Origin of the sequence: Treponema denticola, assembly GCF_024181605.1 — a bacterium.
GTDB classification, from domain to species: Bacteria; Spirochaetota; Spirochaetia; order Treponematales; family Treponemataceae; genus Treponema_B; species Treponema_B denticola_B.
In genome coordinates, this window is sequence record NZ_CP054477.1 from 865,856 (window position 1) to 879,952 (window position 14,097).

The 14,097-nt window shown below is 32.7% G+C and carries 16 protein-coding genes; all 16 read left to right on the forward strand.

The window, feature by feature from the left end; genetic code table 11:
• The first annotated feature begins 1 nt into the window (after nt 1).
• The 16 genes from E4N80_RS03825 (at nt 2) to E4N80_RS03900 (ending at nt 14,096) form a co-directional block, all read left to right on the forward strand.
• Nucleotides 2–1,249 carry a nucleotide sugar dehydrogenase gene (locus tag E4N80_RS03825; RefSeq protein ID WP_253700556.1) on the forward strand — a complete coding sequence of 416 codons (1,248 nt, stop codon included), beginning with the start codon at nt 2–4 and terminating at the stop codon, nt 1,247–1,249.
• Between the two features lie 8 nt (nt 1,250–1,257).
• Nucleotides 1,258–2,283, forward strand: coding sequence for a glycosyltransferase (locus tag E4N80_RS03830; protein ID WP_253700557.1), 1,026 nt, complete (start codon nt 1,258–1,260; stop codon nt 2,281–2,283).
• A 15-nt stretch (nt 2,284–2,298) separates the two neighbouring features.
• Nucleotides 2,299–2,649, forward strand: coding sequence for a WxcM-like domain-containing protein (locus E4N80_RS03835; RefSeq protein ID WP_253700558.1), 351 nt, complete (start codon nt 2,299–2,301; stop codon nt 2,647–2,649).
• The gene (locus E4N80_RS03840) at nt 2,650–3,048 is read left to right on the forward strand and encodes a sugar 3,4-ketoisomerase (protein ID WP_253700559.1); all 399 of its coding nucleotides are present in this window, start codon (nt 2,650–2,652) and stop codon (nt 3,046–3,048) included.
• A gap of 25 nt (nt 3,049–3,073) precedes the next feature.
• Entirely contained in the window at nt 3,074–4,072 is a 999-nt protein-coding gene (locus tag E4N80_RS03845) for a GNAT family N-acetyltransferase (protein ID WP_253700560.1), read from the forward strand.
• Between the two features lie 221 nt (nt 4,073–4,293).
• Nucleotides 4,294–4,719, forward strand: coding sequence for an HI0074 family nucleotidyltransferase substrate-binding subunit (locus tag E4N80_RS03850; protein ID WP_253700561.1), 426 nt, complete (start codon nt 4,294–4,296; stop codon nt 4,717–4,719).
• A complete protein-coding gene (locus E4N80_RS03855; protein ID WP_253700562.1) occupies nt 4,697–5,029 on the forward strand; it encodes a nucleotidyltransferase family protein in 333 nt (110 codons plus the stop codon). Before E4N80_RS03850 ends, E4N80_RS03855 begins: the two co-directional genes overlap by 23 nt.
• A gap of 62 nt (nt 5,030–5,091) precedes the next feature.
• Nucleotides 5,092–6,198, forward strand: coding sequence for a DegT/DnrJ/EryC1/StrS family aminotransferase (locus tag E4N80_RS03860; RefSeq protein WP_253700563.1), 1,107 nt, complete (start codon nt 5,092–5,094; stop codon nt 6,196–6,198).
• Nucleotides 6,186–7,601, forward strand: coding sequence for a glycosyltransferase (locus tag E4N80_RS03865; protein WP_253700564.1), 1,416 nt, complete (start codon nt 6,186–6,188; stop codon nt 7,599–7,601). The genes E4N80_RS03860 and E4N80_RS03865 overlap by 13 nt, the downstream gene beginning before the upstream one ends.
• Complete coding sequence (locus E4N80_RS03870) at nt 7,588–7,911, forward strand: nucleotidyltransferase family protein (protein ID WP_253700565.1); 324 nt, start codon at nt 7,588–7,590, stop codon at nt 7,909–7,911. The genes E4N80_RS03865 and E4N80_RS03870 overlap by 14 nt, the downstream gene beginning before the upstream one ends.
• On the forward strand, nt 7,901–8,242 hold the full coding sequence (locus E4N80_RS03875; protein ID WP_253700566.1) for a HepT-like ribonuclease domain-containing protein: 342 nt from the start codon (nt 7,901–7,903) through the stop codon (nt 8,240–8,242). The genes E4N80_RS03870 and E4N80_RS03875 overlap by 11 nt, the downstream gene beginning before the upstream one ends.
• A gap of 33 nt (nt 8,243–8,275) precedes the next feature.
• Nucleotides 8,276–9,604, forward strand: coding sequence for a hypothetical protein (locus E4N80_RS03880; protein WP_253700567.1), 1,329 nt, complete (start codon nt 8,276–8,278; stop codon nt 9,602–9,604).
• Between the two features lie 12 nt (nt 9,605–9,616).
• A complete protein-coding gene (locus tag E4N80_RS03885) occupies nt 9,617–10,606 on the forward strand; it encodes a glycosyltransferase family 2 protein (protein WP_253700568.1) in 990 nt (329 codons plus the stop codon).
• A 2-nt stretch (nt 10,607–10,608) separates the two neighbouring features.
• Entirely contained in the window at nt 10,609–11,625 is a 1,017-nt protein-coding gene (locus tag E4N80_RS03890; protein WP_253700569.1) for a glycosyltransferase family 2 protein, read from the forward strand.
• Nucleotides 11,626–11,650: 25 nt separating this feature from the next.
• Complete coding sequence (locus E4N80_RS03895; protein ID WP_253700570.1) at nt 11,651–12,637, forward strand: glycosyltransferase family 2 protein; 987 nt, start codon at nt 11,651–11,653, stop codon at nt 12,635–12,637.
• A gap of 40 nt (nt 12,638–12,677) precedes the next feature.
• The gene (locus tag E4N80_RS03900) at nt 12,678–14,096 is read left to right on the forward strand and encodes a glycosyltransferase (RefSeq protein WP_253700571.1); all 1,419 of its coding nucleotides are present in this window, start codon (nt 12,678–12,680) and stop codon (nt 14,094–14,096) included.
• The last annotated feature ends 1 nt before the right edge of the window (nt 14,097 follow it).

Consider the following 14,097-nt stretch of genomic DNA (forward strand, 5'->3'; position numbering starts at 1 on the left):
TATGCCAAAGTACAATATTGCAGTAGCCGGAACCGGCTATGTCGGATTGAGTATTGCCGTTCTCCTTTCGCAAAATAATGAAGTTTATGCGGTAGATATAGTACCTGACAGGGTTAATCTTATAAATAATAAAAAATCTCCTATTCAGGATAAGGAGATCGAAGATTATCTTTTAACAAAGCCGCTTAATCTTAAAGCTACGCTTGATGCAGCTTATGCGTATTCTAATGCGGATTTTGTTATAATTGCGACACCTACTAATTATGATCCGCGAAAAAATTTTTTTGATACAAGTGCTGTTGAAGCCGTAATAAAACTTGTTATGCATTATAATCCTAATGCTGTTATGGTCATCAAGTCTACTATTCCGGTTGGCTTTACAAAAACGATACGTGAAAAAACCGGAAGCAAAAATATTTTATTCAGTCCTGAGTTTTTACGTGAAAGTAATGCTCTTTTTGATAATCTTCATCCAAGCAGAATTATTGTAGGCACGGATTTAGAAGATAAGAGGCTTACCGAGGCAGCTAAAGAATTTGCCAGATTATTGCAAGAAGGGGCTCTCAAAGAAAATATTGATACACTATTTATGGATTTTACTGAGGCAGAAGCTGTAAAGCTATTTGCAAATACCTATCTGGCTCTGCGAGTGAGCTTTTTTAATGAGCTTGATACTTATGCAGAACTGAAGGGACTGAATACTCAGTCTATAATAAACGGTGTTTGTCTTGATCCGAGAATAGGGGCTTTTTATAATAATCCCTCGTTTGGATACGGCGGTTATTGCCTTCCAAAAGATACAAAGCAGCTTTTAGCTAACTATCAGGATGTCCCGCAAAATCTTATTCAAGCAATTGTGGAGTCCAATAGAACGCGAAAAGATTTTATTGCCGATAGAATTTTGCAAAAAGCCGGATATTATGATTATTCCGATTCTGTTTCTTTTGATTTTTTCTCCGAAAAGAAAATAAGTATAGGTGTTTATCGTCTTATTATGAAATCAAATAGCGATAATTTCCGCCAAAGTTCAATTCAAGGTATTATGAAACGTATTAAAGCAAAAGGTGCTGGTGTTATCATATATGAACCTAATTTAAATGACGGGGAAACATTTTTCGGCAGTCTTGTTGTAAATGATCTTGAAAAATTTAAAAAAATGAGTGCAGTTATAATTGCAAACCGTTATGATCCTTTACTTGCCGATGTTCCAGAAAAAATATATACGCGGGATTTATTTGGAAGGGATTAGGATTTGATATGAATACGAAAATCACGGTAGTAATTCCTACATATAATAAAGCTGCTTATATTTCTCAAACAATCGAAAGTGTTTTAAGGCAAACCTATCAGGATTTTGAAATTATCATAATAGACGATTGCTCAAAAGATGATACTGAACTTGTTGTTCAAAAATACTTGTCGGAGAAAATTCGTTATTTTAAGCATGCTCAAAATTGGGGTCCCGGAGCAACTTTTAATGATGGAATAAAAAAAGCCCGAACCGAATATGTTACGCTTATTGCAAGTGATGATATTCTTCTTCCTGCTCATTTGGAACTTGTAATAAATGAATTTAAAAAAGATAAAAAAATAGAAACTGTTTTTTCAAAGTTACAGGTAATAGACGAAAACAATAATTATTTAAATAAAATCCAAGAGCCTCCTTATATTGATAAATACAAATTGTTAAACACCCTTTTTTATATTGAAAACAGAATTCCCTCGCCGGGAATAGCTTTTAAAAAAAGTTTATTTAATAAAACCGAAATGTTTAATCCGAACCTTATTCTCATGCATGATTATGATTTGAATATACGTTGTATGATGCATGGAGAAATTGCTGTTTTGCCTGAACCTACGGTTTTGTATCGGCGTTTTTCAGATAATTGCAATCTCAGCGGTGACAATAATTGGTATGCTTATTGCCACACTGCTGAAAATAAAATTATATTGGACAACTATTTAAATTTAACATATGCCGATATGATAAAAACATTTCCTGAATTGGAAAGCTGTTTGGAAAAAGATATAAAATTCAACTTTATTGCCGAAACATGCAGAAACAAACAAAAACGCTTAAGTGAATGGGCTTTCGAAAAACTAATTGAATATCTTAATGATTCCCCTGATTTTTTTTGCAGTAATGATTTGAATTTTCAATATAAGGATTATATAGATTTATATAAAGTTTATGCTGAAAAAAATATTATTAAATTAACTCATAAGCAAAAATTATTTAAGATGATAAAGAATACGGTTAAAAGACCGTTCGGAATAAAATAATTTACTACTTAAAGCATGAACATTATTAAATTGCCTAAAATTACCGATACAAGGGGTTCTCTCTCCTATTTGGAAAGCGGTAAACACGTTCCCTTTATAATCTCAACTATAAAGTTATTGACTGTTCAAAATAAAACCGAAAAGTATTTTTTTCTGAACAATAATGATTCCGAGTTTGCGTTAATTCCCTTGTGCGGCGGATTTAAATTAGCCGAAAAAGATGCTGAGGGCGAATACATTGTAAACGAGCCGGATAAGGGTATACATATAAGCGGAAAAAATTTTTTCGTTTTTGACTTCACAGAAAATACCGTTGTTTTGATTGTGTGTTCAAAACCGGATTTTAGTGCAAAACGAGAGTGTTAGATGATTGGCCCAACTGCAGATTGCAAAATAATCAATTTAACATCACAAAATAATATAACGCATCTCAATCATAAAAGTATCGTTCCATTTGAGATAAAGCGTATCTATTATCTTTACGGGGTTCCCGAAAACCAAGAACGTGGAGCGCATGCACATAAAGAGCTTTTACAGGTTTTGATTGCAGCTGCAGGTTCCTTTACGGTAGAATTAGATGATGGAAAAAATAAGAAAAAATTCTTTTTAAATAGTCCGTCTAAAGGTTTATTGATAGTTCCCGGTATTTGGAGAAATCTTACTGATTTTTCTTTCGGTTCAGTAGCATTGGTTCTCGCTTCCGAGTATTATACCGAAGATGATTATATTCGAAACTATTATGAGTTTTTAAAATACCGAAAATAAGTGAATATTAGGAATACAGTAAAAAATGTTTAAAATAGAACCTTATGAAAAAGAATACGAACAGCTTTGGGATGATTTTGTTTTAAATAAGTCGGTTAACGGAACTTTTTTACAAAGCCGAAGGTTTTTAAATTACCATCCTGAGGATAGATTTGAAGATTGTTCTCTTTTAATTTTTAATCAAAAGGACAACTTGGCTGCTGTAATTCCTGCTTGTAAGGATCCTAAGGATCCGGCTTGTTTTTTTTCTCATAAAGGTTCTACCTACGGCGGCATAATTATCGATAAAAAGCATTATTCAGGTAATAGCCTTTTGGAAATAATTGAAGTTTTTGAACAGTATTTAACGGAAAATAGATTTACTTCCGTTTATTTAAAAATAACACCGGATATTTTATCTATTGAAACTCCTGCACTTTTGGAATATCTTTTGTATTATAAAAAATATCAGCAATATTCTGAACTGAATACATATATTGATTTGGAAAATTATGATGAAGATATTCTTGCTAATTTTTCTCAAGGCAAAAGAACAAATATAAACAATTGCTTGAAGATGGAGCTGCAATGTAAAGAAATAGAATCAAATAATGAAATAAAAATATTACATGAACTTATAAGTTTAAATTTACGAAAATATGGAGTTTCCCCTGTTCATTCATTAAATGAGTTTATTGACTTAAAAGAAAAATGCATTATTGATAATATTTCCTTTTTTAAATGTGTATTAAATGATGATATAATTGGCGGCGCTGTAGTTTTTTATTTTCCAAAAACAAAAACGATACATACTCAATATTTATGTTCTAAAGAAGAATTTGCAAAATTAAGCCCGATGAGTTTTATGTATTATTCAATGATAGTTGAAGCAAAAAAAATAAATTATAAAAGAATTTCTTGGGGCGTTTCAACTGAAGATTTTGGTCATTATATTAATCAAGGTTTATTAAAAAATAAAGAATCCTACGGCAGTACTTATTCGATAAATAAAACTTTTTATAAAATGTTAGCACTGGATGTATAAATGCGAGATATAGAAAAATATGAAGCATCTTATGGATATCGGGTTTTTAACAAATGAAATCCTTGACGGTTTTTATTCCATGCAAAAATATATACCGAATCTCGGTTCCGAAATATTTGTCGAAATAAAAAGAGTATAGAGAATATGAAAAGAATTATTTTACCCGCCGACTGCGGTATCGATTACGCAGGTAGTTTCAAAAGATATGGAGAAATCATTATATGACTAATCCTATACGTTGGAAACAACGCTTCCAAAACTTTGAAAAAGCTCTTGTTGTGTTTCAAGATCGTTGTACGGATGTCGGTGAGAATCCTCATGGGTCAAAGTATTATGAAACTTGCAGAATGGCTTTAATTCAGGCATTTGAAATTATTCTCGAACTTTCATGGAAAACATTGAAGGATTATCTTGAAGCACAAGGTTATACGGAAGTACAGAATGGTAAGCGTGCAATTAGACAGGCCTTTCAAGATGGGCTGATAGATGATGGAGAACTTTGGTTAAAAGCACTTGATATTCGAAATATTACCAGTCATACCTACGATATGAATATGCTTGAGGATGGAATTGATTTTATTATTGTATCTTTCCAGCCTGCACTTATTTGTTTAAAAAATAAACTTGAAGCAGAATTGGATTCCTAACGCTATGCCCTACGGTCTTAAAGAGTATGAGATGAAAACTATTATTGAGTATCTTTCTAAATATTCAGAAATAGAAGAAGCTGTGTTGTTCGGTTCGCGGGCGGTCGGTTTATATAAAAAAGGCTCGGATGTTGATATCGCAATAAAAGGTATAAAAGTAACTCCTTTTATTGCTGCCGCTTTAAAGTCTGAATTAGAAGAAGATACGGTAATTCCATATTTTTTTGATATTGTTTCATATCCGCAATTAAGACATCATGAGTTTATACAGCATATTGATTCCCATGGAATTATTATTTATAAAAGATAGTATATGTACCATATATAAAGGTAGAATCTTAAATAAGTATAACATAACTATATAGGTTTCTTATGCATATCCCTTTTTTATCCTTACAAAAAATAACTGAAAGCTTTGAACCGTCTCTCTCGCAAAAAATAAGTGAAGTTGTAAAAAAGGGCTGGTATATTCACGGTGAGGAATGTACGGCTTTTGAAAAAAACTTTGCAGAATTTTGCGGAGTTAAGTATTGCATTGGTGTAGGAAACGGTCTTGAAGCTTTAAAATTGATTCTCCGTGCTTACAAGCTGCTTGGTGTTTTTGAAGAAGGTGATGAAATTATTGTTCCTGCAAATACTTTTATAGCTACCATTCTTGCAGTTAGTGCCGAAAATTTGACGCCTGTTTTTGTAGAACCGAATATAGATGATTATTTAATTGACATAAAAAAAATAGAAGAAAAAATAACAAAAAAAACGAAGGCTATTATGCCGGTGCATTTATACGGCAGACTTTGCAATATGGAGGAGATTACCGCCATTGCAAAGCAGCATAACTTAAAAGTGATTGAAGATGCGGCACAAGCACACGGTGCAAGCCAAGACGGAAAACGAAGCGGCTCCTTCAGCGATGCGGCCGGTTTTAGTTTTTATCCGGGTAAAAATTTGGGCTGCTTGGGAGACGGCGGCTGTGTTACAACTAATGACGACGAACTTGCAGATGTCATACGAAAGTTGGCAAATTACGGCTCAAGCGTAAAATATGTTCATGAATATAAGGGAGAGAATTCCCGTCTTGATGAAATACAGGCTGCCGTGCTTTCGGCAAAGCTGCGAAGACTTGATGAGGACAATGATCGCCGCCGTCAAATCGCAGCGATGTATAATGCCGGAATAAAAAATAAAGCTGTTATTTTACCCAAGCTGCACCAAAGAGAAGAACATGTGTGGCATATTTATTGTGTTCGGGTTCAAAACAGAAAAGCGTTTATTGACTATTTAAAAGATTGCGGAATAGAGACTGTTATTCATTATCCGACTCCGCCACATAAACAAAAAGCATATAAAGAGTTTTCTCATCTTCACTTACCGATAAGTGAAAAAATACATGCGGAAGTGGTTAGTCTTCCTATGAGTCCGTTATTAACCGATGAGGAAGTTAATTACGTAATTAAAAAAGTAAACGAATGGAAAAACTAAAAATTCTTTTTATTACTTATACTCATTCGAATGGAGGCGGAGCCGAAAAGGTTTTAACAACACTTGTTAATAATTTGGATGCGGAAAGGTACGATATTTCTATTTTTGAAATAGTAAAGTATGATGTCAAATGTGAGTCTGTAAATTCAAATATTAAATTGCTCCCATCGCTTTACCATTGTAATGATCGAGATTATAAAGTTAAGGTATTAGACTATATTCTTGAGCAAAAACCGGAAATTATCAGAGCTATGAATAATTCTGACGTATACGATGTCATAATTACGTGGAATTATCAATTACCATCATTTATGCTTCCCGCGTTTCCCGATAAAAAAACGATAGCTTGGTTTCACGGAGCTATTGATGATTTAGATATTTCAGATAATTTAACTGCTGTAAAACATAGATACGATCTGCAGAAAAACGCTTGGGGTTTTGCCGATAAAGTCGTTACGATTTCACGTAAATCGCTGCAGTCGCTGGAAACCGTTTTTCCGGAATATATGCACAAAGCGCAAATAATTCATAATGCGTTTGATGTAAAAATTTCAAAAATAAAAGCAAGCGAAAAAATTGAAGATATTTATGAAAACTGTTATTTGCCGATTATAGTTTGCGCAGGACGATTGGATAAAAATAAAAATTTTTCTCTTCTTGTAAAAACCGTTGCAAAATTGAAAAGAGAGAATATTGAATGTGTTTTATTTATCATCGGCGAAGGGCCAGAAAGAGAATCGCTTGTACGCTTAGCGGCTGAATCGGATATAACTGATTCAGTCTTTTTTTTAGGCTATAAACAAAATCCATTGCCCTATATAGGCCGGGCACAATTGTTATGTGTGTCATCACTGGCAGAAGGTTTCCCTACTGTTGTTCTGGAATCGATGGCCTTAGGTAAACCTTTTGTAACAACACCGGTAGCGGGGGCTTCTGAAGAATTGGCTGACGGTGGAAAATGCGGCTTGGTTGCCGAATGGGATATTGACGATTATGCTGAAAAGTTAAAGATACTATTAACCGATAAGACTCTTTACGATAGAATGTCGGAAAATTGTATTAAAAAAATACAAGAATTTTCTGTAGAAAATACCGTACGGCAATTTGACAATCTTATTGCCTCCTTACCGGAAAAACCGGATACAGGATCAGCCGGCATTCTTAGTAAAAAAGAAGCTTTCAAGAAAATGCGCTCTGTTTATGTTTGGTATCCCGACAAAATGCTTAACAACATAAAATTTTCGGTGGAGCGGTTTCAAACTACAAAAAAGATATACCATTTTATACTGCTTGGTTATCATATATTGCGATTTTTATTGTATATATTAACTGCTACTTGCAGAATAGTTACTGCAAAAAAACTCTTTATTTGTGCAAAGGATGGCTCTGATGAATGTATTTGAGAAATTAAGAAAAAATGGTATAAAGATTTCACAAGAAGATATTAAAATTATAGCGGAAAAATACAACATAAAAGAAATTTCCGTTTTCGGTTCTTCGATACGCGATGATTTTCATAGTGATAGTGATATAGATTTACTTATTGAATTTTATAATTCTGAAAATATTTCATTATATGATATTATTGATATTCAAGCGTATTTTGAAAAGCTCACGCAAAGAGCTGTAGATATTGTTGAGCCTGCAGGTTTGCGTAATCCGTATAGACGAAATACTATTTTAGCAACAAAGGAAATTTTATATGCAGCTTAATGAGCGTGATAAAAGTTATATATATGATATGATTGCCTATTCAGATGAAGTGATTGATATTATCAAGGATGAAAATCATGCCACATTTATCCAAAACAGAGTGAAGCGTTTAGCTGTTGAAAGGTTGATAGAAGTCATTGGTGAGGCAGCTAATCATGTCTCAGCAGAAGTTATTAAAGCAAATGATGATATTCCTTGGTCAAAAATTATTGGATTAAGAAATAAGATCGTACATGATTATGGTGAGATTCTCACTGACAGAATATGGCTTATTGCATCAAAGGCAATACCTGAATTGGTTGAGCAATTAAAATCAAAAAAATTTCTCTAATCAACATACCATAAATGTTTTTAAAGCGAAACTATGCATGAAGCACCTTTACCTATTATTTTAACGTCCACAGGATATGGTGATAGCGGAAGTTCTGCTGGAACCAACATCTTGGAAGAATTCTCTTCTGTCACAAGCTTTGGTAATAAATTCGAATGTACTTTTATTCATGAAGCGGACGGAATTTATGATCTGGAAAACGCGATTAATGAAGGACATCGCTTAAAGATCGATTTAGCTACTAAACGTTTTTTATCTCTTGCAAAGATTTTGGATCAGGATTCTGATTATCAAAAGTATTTTAATGGACAATTTTATAAGAAAACCGAAAAATATATTGAATCGATTACAGTATGCAAATGGGATGGTTCATGGCATCGTGCTTTTGAAACAAAAAAAACAGCCTTTGCAGAGAAACAGAGAATACGATTCGCCGAAGTGCTTTTTAATGCTTTGTATCGGAAAAGGCAATTCAACAGCTATGAGCCTGACGGTTGGCATCCTTCATATAACCCTATAATTGACTGTTATTATATCGATAAAAAATCTGATTTTTACGAAAAAACAAGAACATATATATCGGATCTGTTTTCCAATGACTTATATAAAAATAAATATGTTTTGGTAGACCAGCTTTTGCCGGCATATGATATCGGGAGATACTCCAACTATTTTGTTGATATCAAAACATTGGTTATCGATAAAGATCCCAGAGATTTATATGCGATGCAGATAGCTGAAAAAGGAGTCGGATATATTCCATGTGATAATGTAGATATATTTATAGACTGGTATAAGGCAACACGAGCACAACGATATAGACTTAATACGGAATGGAAGAATACAGCTCTTTTTATTCCGTTTGAAAGTTTAGTATATGAATATGAAAATTCATTAGAAAAAATAAAAGAGTTTACCGGCCTTAATACCGATGAGCATATATATAAAAAACAATTTTTTATTCCTGAAAAATCAATAGTAAACACACAGGTTTATAAACGCTACCCGCAGTTAAAAAAAGATATTGATAAAATAGAAAAAGAGCTGGAAGAGTATTGTTTTCATTTTGAAAAATATCCCCCGATACCGATTGATATCGTAAAGGATAACTATATTTTTATAAATGATATCTGTAAGGATGTAGAAAAGCTGCAATTAACCGGAAGATTATCAAAAGATTGTAGAGTAAGCCCTGTTCTGTTGATTTTTAATGTATGCAAATTACCTCTTTATATTAAAAGCTTTGGCGATAGAAAAACATTAAAATCGAAATTAAAGGGAATAGTAAAAATCGGCTTGTTCTCTGTATTGTTCCCGATTGAATTTTGCGTAAATGTGGTATTATTTTTGTTTGCAATATAAGGATACTAATATATGAAATTTTCAATCATCATGCCCGTTTACAATACAGAAAAATATTTGGAAAAATCTATTTTGTCCGTTGTAAATCAGTCTTATGCTGATTATGAGCTCATTTGTGTTAATGACGGTTCAACTGACGGCTCTACGCACATCTTGTCTGCATTTGCGGATAAAAAAGAAATAAAAATAATTCAACATGAATGCAATAAGGGCCTTTTTTGTGCCAGGAAAACAGGGGTACAAAAGGCTTCGGGTGATTATATTTTATTTTTGGATTCGGATGATTGGTTGGAATCTGATGCATTAAAAATATTGGCAAGCGAGTTAACTAACAGCAGCTCTGATTATATAGAATTTACTTATTATAAGGTTTCTGCTACTGGGCGAAAAAAAACATGGCGTTTCTCAAAAGAGGACAGGACAAAAGAAATTACTGATGTGTTATTATCAAAAGCTAATCATACATTGTGGAATAAATGTTATAATGCAAATATTATAAAACCAATTTATGATTCTTTACCGGATTTTTATGCTGTATTTAGCGAAGATTATTATCAGATGGTAATAATCGAATGTCATATTAAAACACGGAAAATTATTAATATTCCGCTCTACAATTATCGGATGACAACGGGAATAAGCAATATTCCGTATTTTGATAACCTTGAAAAAGTAAAGAATATCGATATAAGTCTTGCGAATGTCAGTCAAGAATTGTATTCTTTTTTTACAAAGACAAATAGAAGTGAATATATGCAATATGTTCGACGTTGTTTTAGCACAATTTATTTGGAAATTTTGGAGCGTACAACTTCAGGTGAGGTTATCAATATTATACAAAATCGGTTTGGTGTTGACGGTATGATAACATTGTTGATGCAGGAAATAAGTGTATTACACACAAAAATCATCAAAAATGAAGAAGAATATCGTCCGTTGCATATTTTTGCAGTGTTGCTTAGAAAGCCGTTTAACGGTCTAAAACGTTTGTTGGGAAGATGAGTATGCACGATTATTTATTTTCGATATGTATTCCTGTTTATAATACGGAACAATATTTGCCTCGTGCATTGGATTCTATAGTAAATCAAACCTTTGATGCAAAAAAAATAGAAACGGTTATTGTCAACGACGGTTCACCTCGTTCGGCGGAGTGCGATCAAATAATAACAGAATATTCAAGCCGCTTATCAATACAATATATCGTGAAAGATACAAACGAAGGGCTCTTTTTAGCCCGAAAAACTGCTATTGAGAAAGTCGAGGGAAAATATGTTTTATTTTTTGATGCAGATGATTCATTAGAAGTACATGCTTTGCAAATTTTGTCTGATAATCTTATTGATGAACCGGACTATGTGCAATTTAGGTTCTATGATGTGATTGATGGAGAGAAATTGCTGCATCATTGGATTTTGGAAGATGAAAGGGATAAGACTGTCGCTGATGTTTTACAAAATAAGACTATACATAATCTTTTCAATAAGTGCTATAACGCTCAAATGTTAAAGCGGATTTATGGACTGCTTCCCGATTCCTATGTGGTCTATGCGGAAGATTATTATCAATCAGCTGTTATAGAATATTTTTCAAATAAAAAAATATTTATTGATACCCCGCTTTATAATTATTTTAAGAATATAGGGGTTACGTCAAACAGTACTTTTAAAAATAAGAATAAAATTGTACAAATTATGAGCGGCTTCAGAACTATTGAACAAAATCTTGTTTTATTTTTTGAAAGGAATGGTGCTCCACAATATACACAATATGTAAAAAACTATATTAAAGAATTGTATATCAATTTTGCATATTGGGTTAATTCATTTCACATTATCATGTTTGTAATAAGAAAACTGCCTAATGAATATCATGCTATTAGATTAACGATATTCAAGAAATTCCTTATGCATAATATTAAAAAACTTATCAAAAATATATTACCGTATGGTTTGGTGCGTTTAATGCTTATACAAAAGAATAAAGGTTTTGCCATATTTTTGCGAAAGCAATATATGTAAATATGTAGGATAGAGAAAATTAATAATGAATGAATATGTGTTTTCGATATGTATTCCTGTTTATAATACGGAACAATATTTGCCTCGTGCATTGGATTCTATAGTAAATCAAACCTTTGATGCAAAAAAAATAGAAACGGTTATTGTAAATGATGGTTCACCTCGTTCGGCGGAGTGCGATCAAATAATAACAGAATATTCAAACCGCTTATCAATACAATATGTCGTGAAAAATACAAACGAAGGGCTCTTTTTAGCCCGCAAAACTGCTATTGAGAAAGCGGCGGCAAGATATATTTTATTTTTGGATGCCGATGATTCATTAGAAGTCCAGGCTTTGCAAATTTTGTCTGATAATCTTATTAATGAGCCGGATTATGTACAGTTTAGAATATATGATGTAATTGGCAGTGAAAAATTGCTGTATCATTCAGTTCTGGAAGATGAAAAGAATAAGACGATCGCTGATGTTTTGCAAAATAGTGCTCTACATAATCTTGTCAATAAATGTTATAACGCTCGAATGTTGAAGCAAATTTATGCATTAATGTCTCATCCTTATGCAGTCTATGCTGAAGATTATTATCAATCAGCTGTTATAGAATATTTTTCAAATAAAAAAATATTTATTGATATTCCGTTTTATAATTATTTTCGGCATATCGGTATTACATCGGATAATACTTTTAAAAGTCGAGAAAAATTAATTCGAATTATTGAAAGTTCTCATAATGTTGAAAAAAATCTGGTTTCATTCTTTGAAGAGAATGGTGAACAACAATATGCGCGGTATGTAAGAGACTATATTAGAGAGCTCTATATTAATTTTGCTTATAGAGTTCATTCAGTATGTATTATTATGTTTATAATAAGAAAACTGCCTAATGAATATCATGCTATTAGATTAACGATATTCAAGAAGTTTTTTTTGCATAATATTAAACAGCTTATCAAGAATATATTACCATATGGATTTGTGCGTTTAATAATTGCACGGAAGAATAAGATATAGTCGTACTAATTGATAAATTTAGCTACATTTCTTAATTAAAATGAATAACTCAAAGAAAATCAAACTCCTTTTTATTACATACACACATTCAAACGGCGGTGGTGCCGAGAAAGTTTTAACAACGCTTGTTAATAATTTGAATGCGGAAAAATATGAAATAGCTATACAGGAAATAGTCGGTTTTTATGTAAAACAAGAGCCTATTAGCAGTAATATTAAATTGCTTACGCCGCTTATAGATGGCACGCATGAGTCCCGTTTTAATAAACACTTTACTCAGTATTGTATTGAAAAATATCCCGTTTTAATACGTGCAATAAAGAGTTTCGATGAGTATGATATTGTTATTACATGGAATTACCAAATGCCTTCATTTATGATTCAGGCATTTCCTGATAAGAAGACGATAAGTTGGTTTCATACTGATATTTACGATTTGTCTCCAAAACTCATGTCTTTGAATGATAAATATAATTTAAAACTGCAAGATAGTGCATGGAACTATGCTGATAGGATAGTTACAATATCGAATAAATCATTACAATCATTAAAAGATATATTCCCTCAATATTTGAATAAAACAAAAATAATTTATAATGCATTTGATATAGAAAATGCAAAAATACAGGCATCAAAAGTAAACATCGATGAATGTGTGCGGTATACCTGTCCAATTTTGGCTTGCGTAGGGCGATTAGAAAAGCGTAAAAATTTCTCTCTTGTTATACAAGCTGCCGCAAAATTACAAAAAGAAAATGTATGTTGTCATGTGCTTATTATAGGAGATGGAGAAGAAAGAGGAGACTTAATACATTTAGTAAATGAGTTGCGTATGACGGAAGTTGTATCTTTTTTGGGCTACAAACAAAATCCTCTACCATATATACAGCGTGCGGATATTCTTTGCCTATCATCATTCGCGGAAGGATTTCCCACCGTTGTATTGGAATCTATGGCTTTAGAGAAACCATTTGTAACTACACCTGTTGCGGGTGCGTCCGAAGAATTGGCCGACGACGGAAATTGCGGCTTAGTAGCGGATTGGAATGCCGACGATTATGCAAAAAAAATAAAAACTTTACTAACCGATAAAGAACTATACGATAGGATGTCTACAAATTGTGTTGAAAAAGTCAAAGAGTTTTCTGTAGAGAATACAGTGCGGCAGTTTGATAATCTTATTACTTCTTTACCGGAAAAAAAGGAAACGGATTATCAGCATATTGATAAAACAGCAGCTATAAAAAAAATCCGTTCTGCTTATATCTGGTGTTCTGATTTTGCCATGCAGAGGTTACGATTTTCGATAAATACTTTTTTTGTAAAACCCACTATAAGGAATTTCGTTTTGGTCGGATACTATTTGCTCAGATTATTATTCTATATTCCTGCATTACCGATCCGTTTTTTTACACAACCGGCTCTCTTGTGGCAGCCGAAAGAACTATCAGAAGGCTAAA

Excerpts from the sequence above, each read along its gene's own strand:
- E4N80_RS03885 (WP_253700568.1), top strand. The coding sequence starts at position 9,617 with ATGAAATTTTCAATCATCATGCCCGTTTACAATACAGAAAAATATTTG.
- E4N80_RS03900 (WP_253700571.1), top strand. The coding sequence starts at position 12,678 with ATGAATAACTCAAAGAAAATCAAACTCCTTTTTATTACATACACACAT.
- E4N80_RS03875 (WP_253700566.1), top strand. The coding sequence starts at position 7,901 with ATGCAGCTTAATGAGCGTGATAAAAGTTATATATATGATATGATTGCC.
- E4N80_RS03870 (WP_253700565.1), top strand. The coding sequence starts at position 7,588 with ATGAATGTATTTGAGAAATTAAGAAAAAATGGTATAAAGATTTCACAA.
- E4N80_RS03835 (WP_253700558.1), top strand. The coding sequence starts at position 2,299 with ATGAACATTATTAAATTGCCTAAAATTACCGATACAAGGGGTTCTCTC.
- E4N80_RS03850 (WP_253700561.1), top strand. The coding sequence starts at position 4,294 with ATGACTAATCCTATACGTTGGAAACAACGCTTCCAAAACTTTGAAAAA.
- E4N80_RS03865 (WP_253700564.1), top strand. The coding sequence starts at position 6,186 with ATGGAAAAACTAAAAATTCTTTTTATTACTTATACTCATTCGAATGGA.
- E4N80_RS03860 (WP_253700563.1), top strand. The coding sequence starts at position 5,092 with ATGCATATCCCTTTTTTATCCTTACAAAAAATAACTGAAAGCTTTGAA.
- E4N80_RS03880 (WP_253700567.1), top strand. The coding sequence starts at position 8,276 with ATGCATGAAGCACCTTTACCTATTATTTTAACGTCCACAGGATATGGT.
- E4N80_RS03895 (WP_253700570.1), top strand. The coding sequence starts at position 11,651 with ATGAATGAATATGTGTTTTCGATATGTATTCCTGTTTATAATACGGAA.
- E4N80_RS03890 (WP_253700569.1), top strand. The coding sequence starts at position 10,609 with ATGCACGATTATTTATTTTCGATATGTATTCCTGTTTATAATACGGAA.
- E4N80_RS03825 (WP_253700556.1), top strand. The coding sequence starts at position 2 with ATGCCAAAGTACAATATTGCAGTAGCCGGAACCGGCTATGTCGGATTG.
- E4N80_RS03840 (WP_253700559.1), top strand. The coding sequence starts at position 2,650 with ATGATTGGCCCAACTGCAGATTGCAAAATAATCAATTTAACATCACAA.
- E4N80_RS03845 (WP_253700560.1), top strand. The coding sequence starts at position 3,074 with ATGTTTAAAATAGAACCTTATGAAAAAGAATACGAACAGCTTTGGGAT.
- E4N80_RS03830 (WP_253700557.1), top strand. The coding sequence starts at position 1,258 with ATGAATACGAAAATCACGGTAGTAATTCCTACATATAATAAAGCTGCT.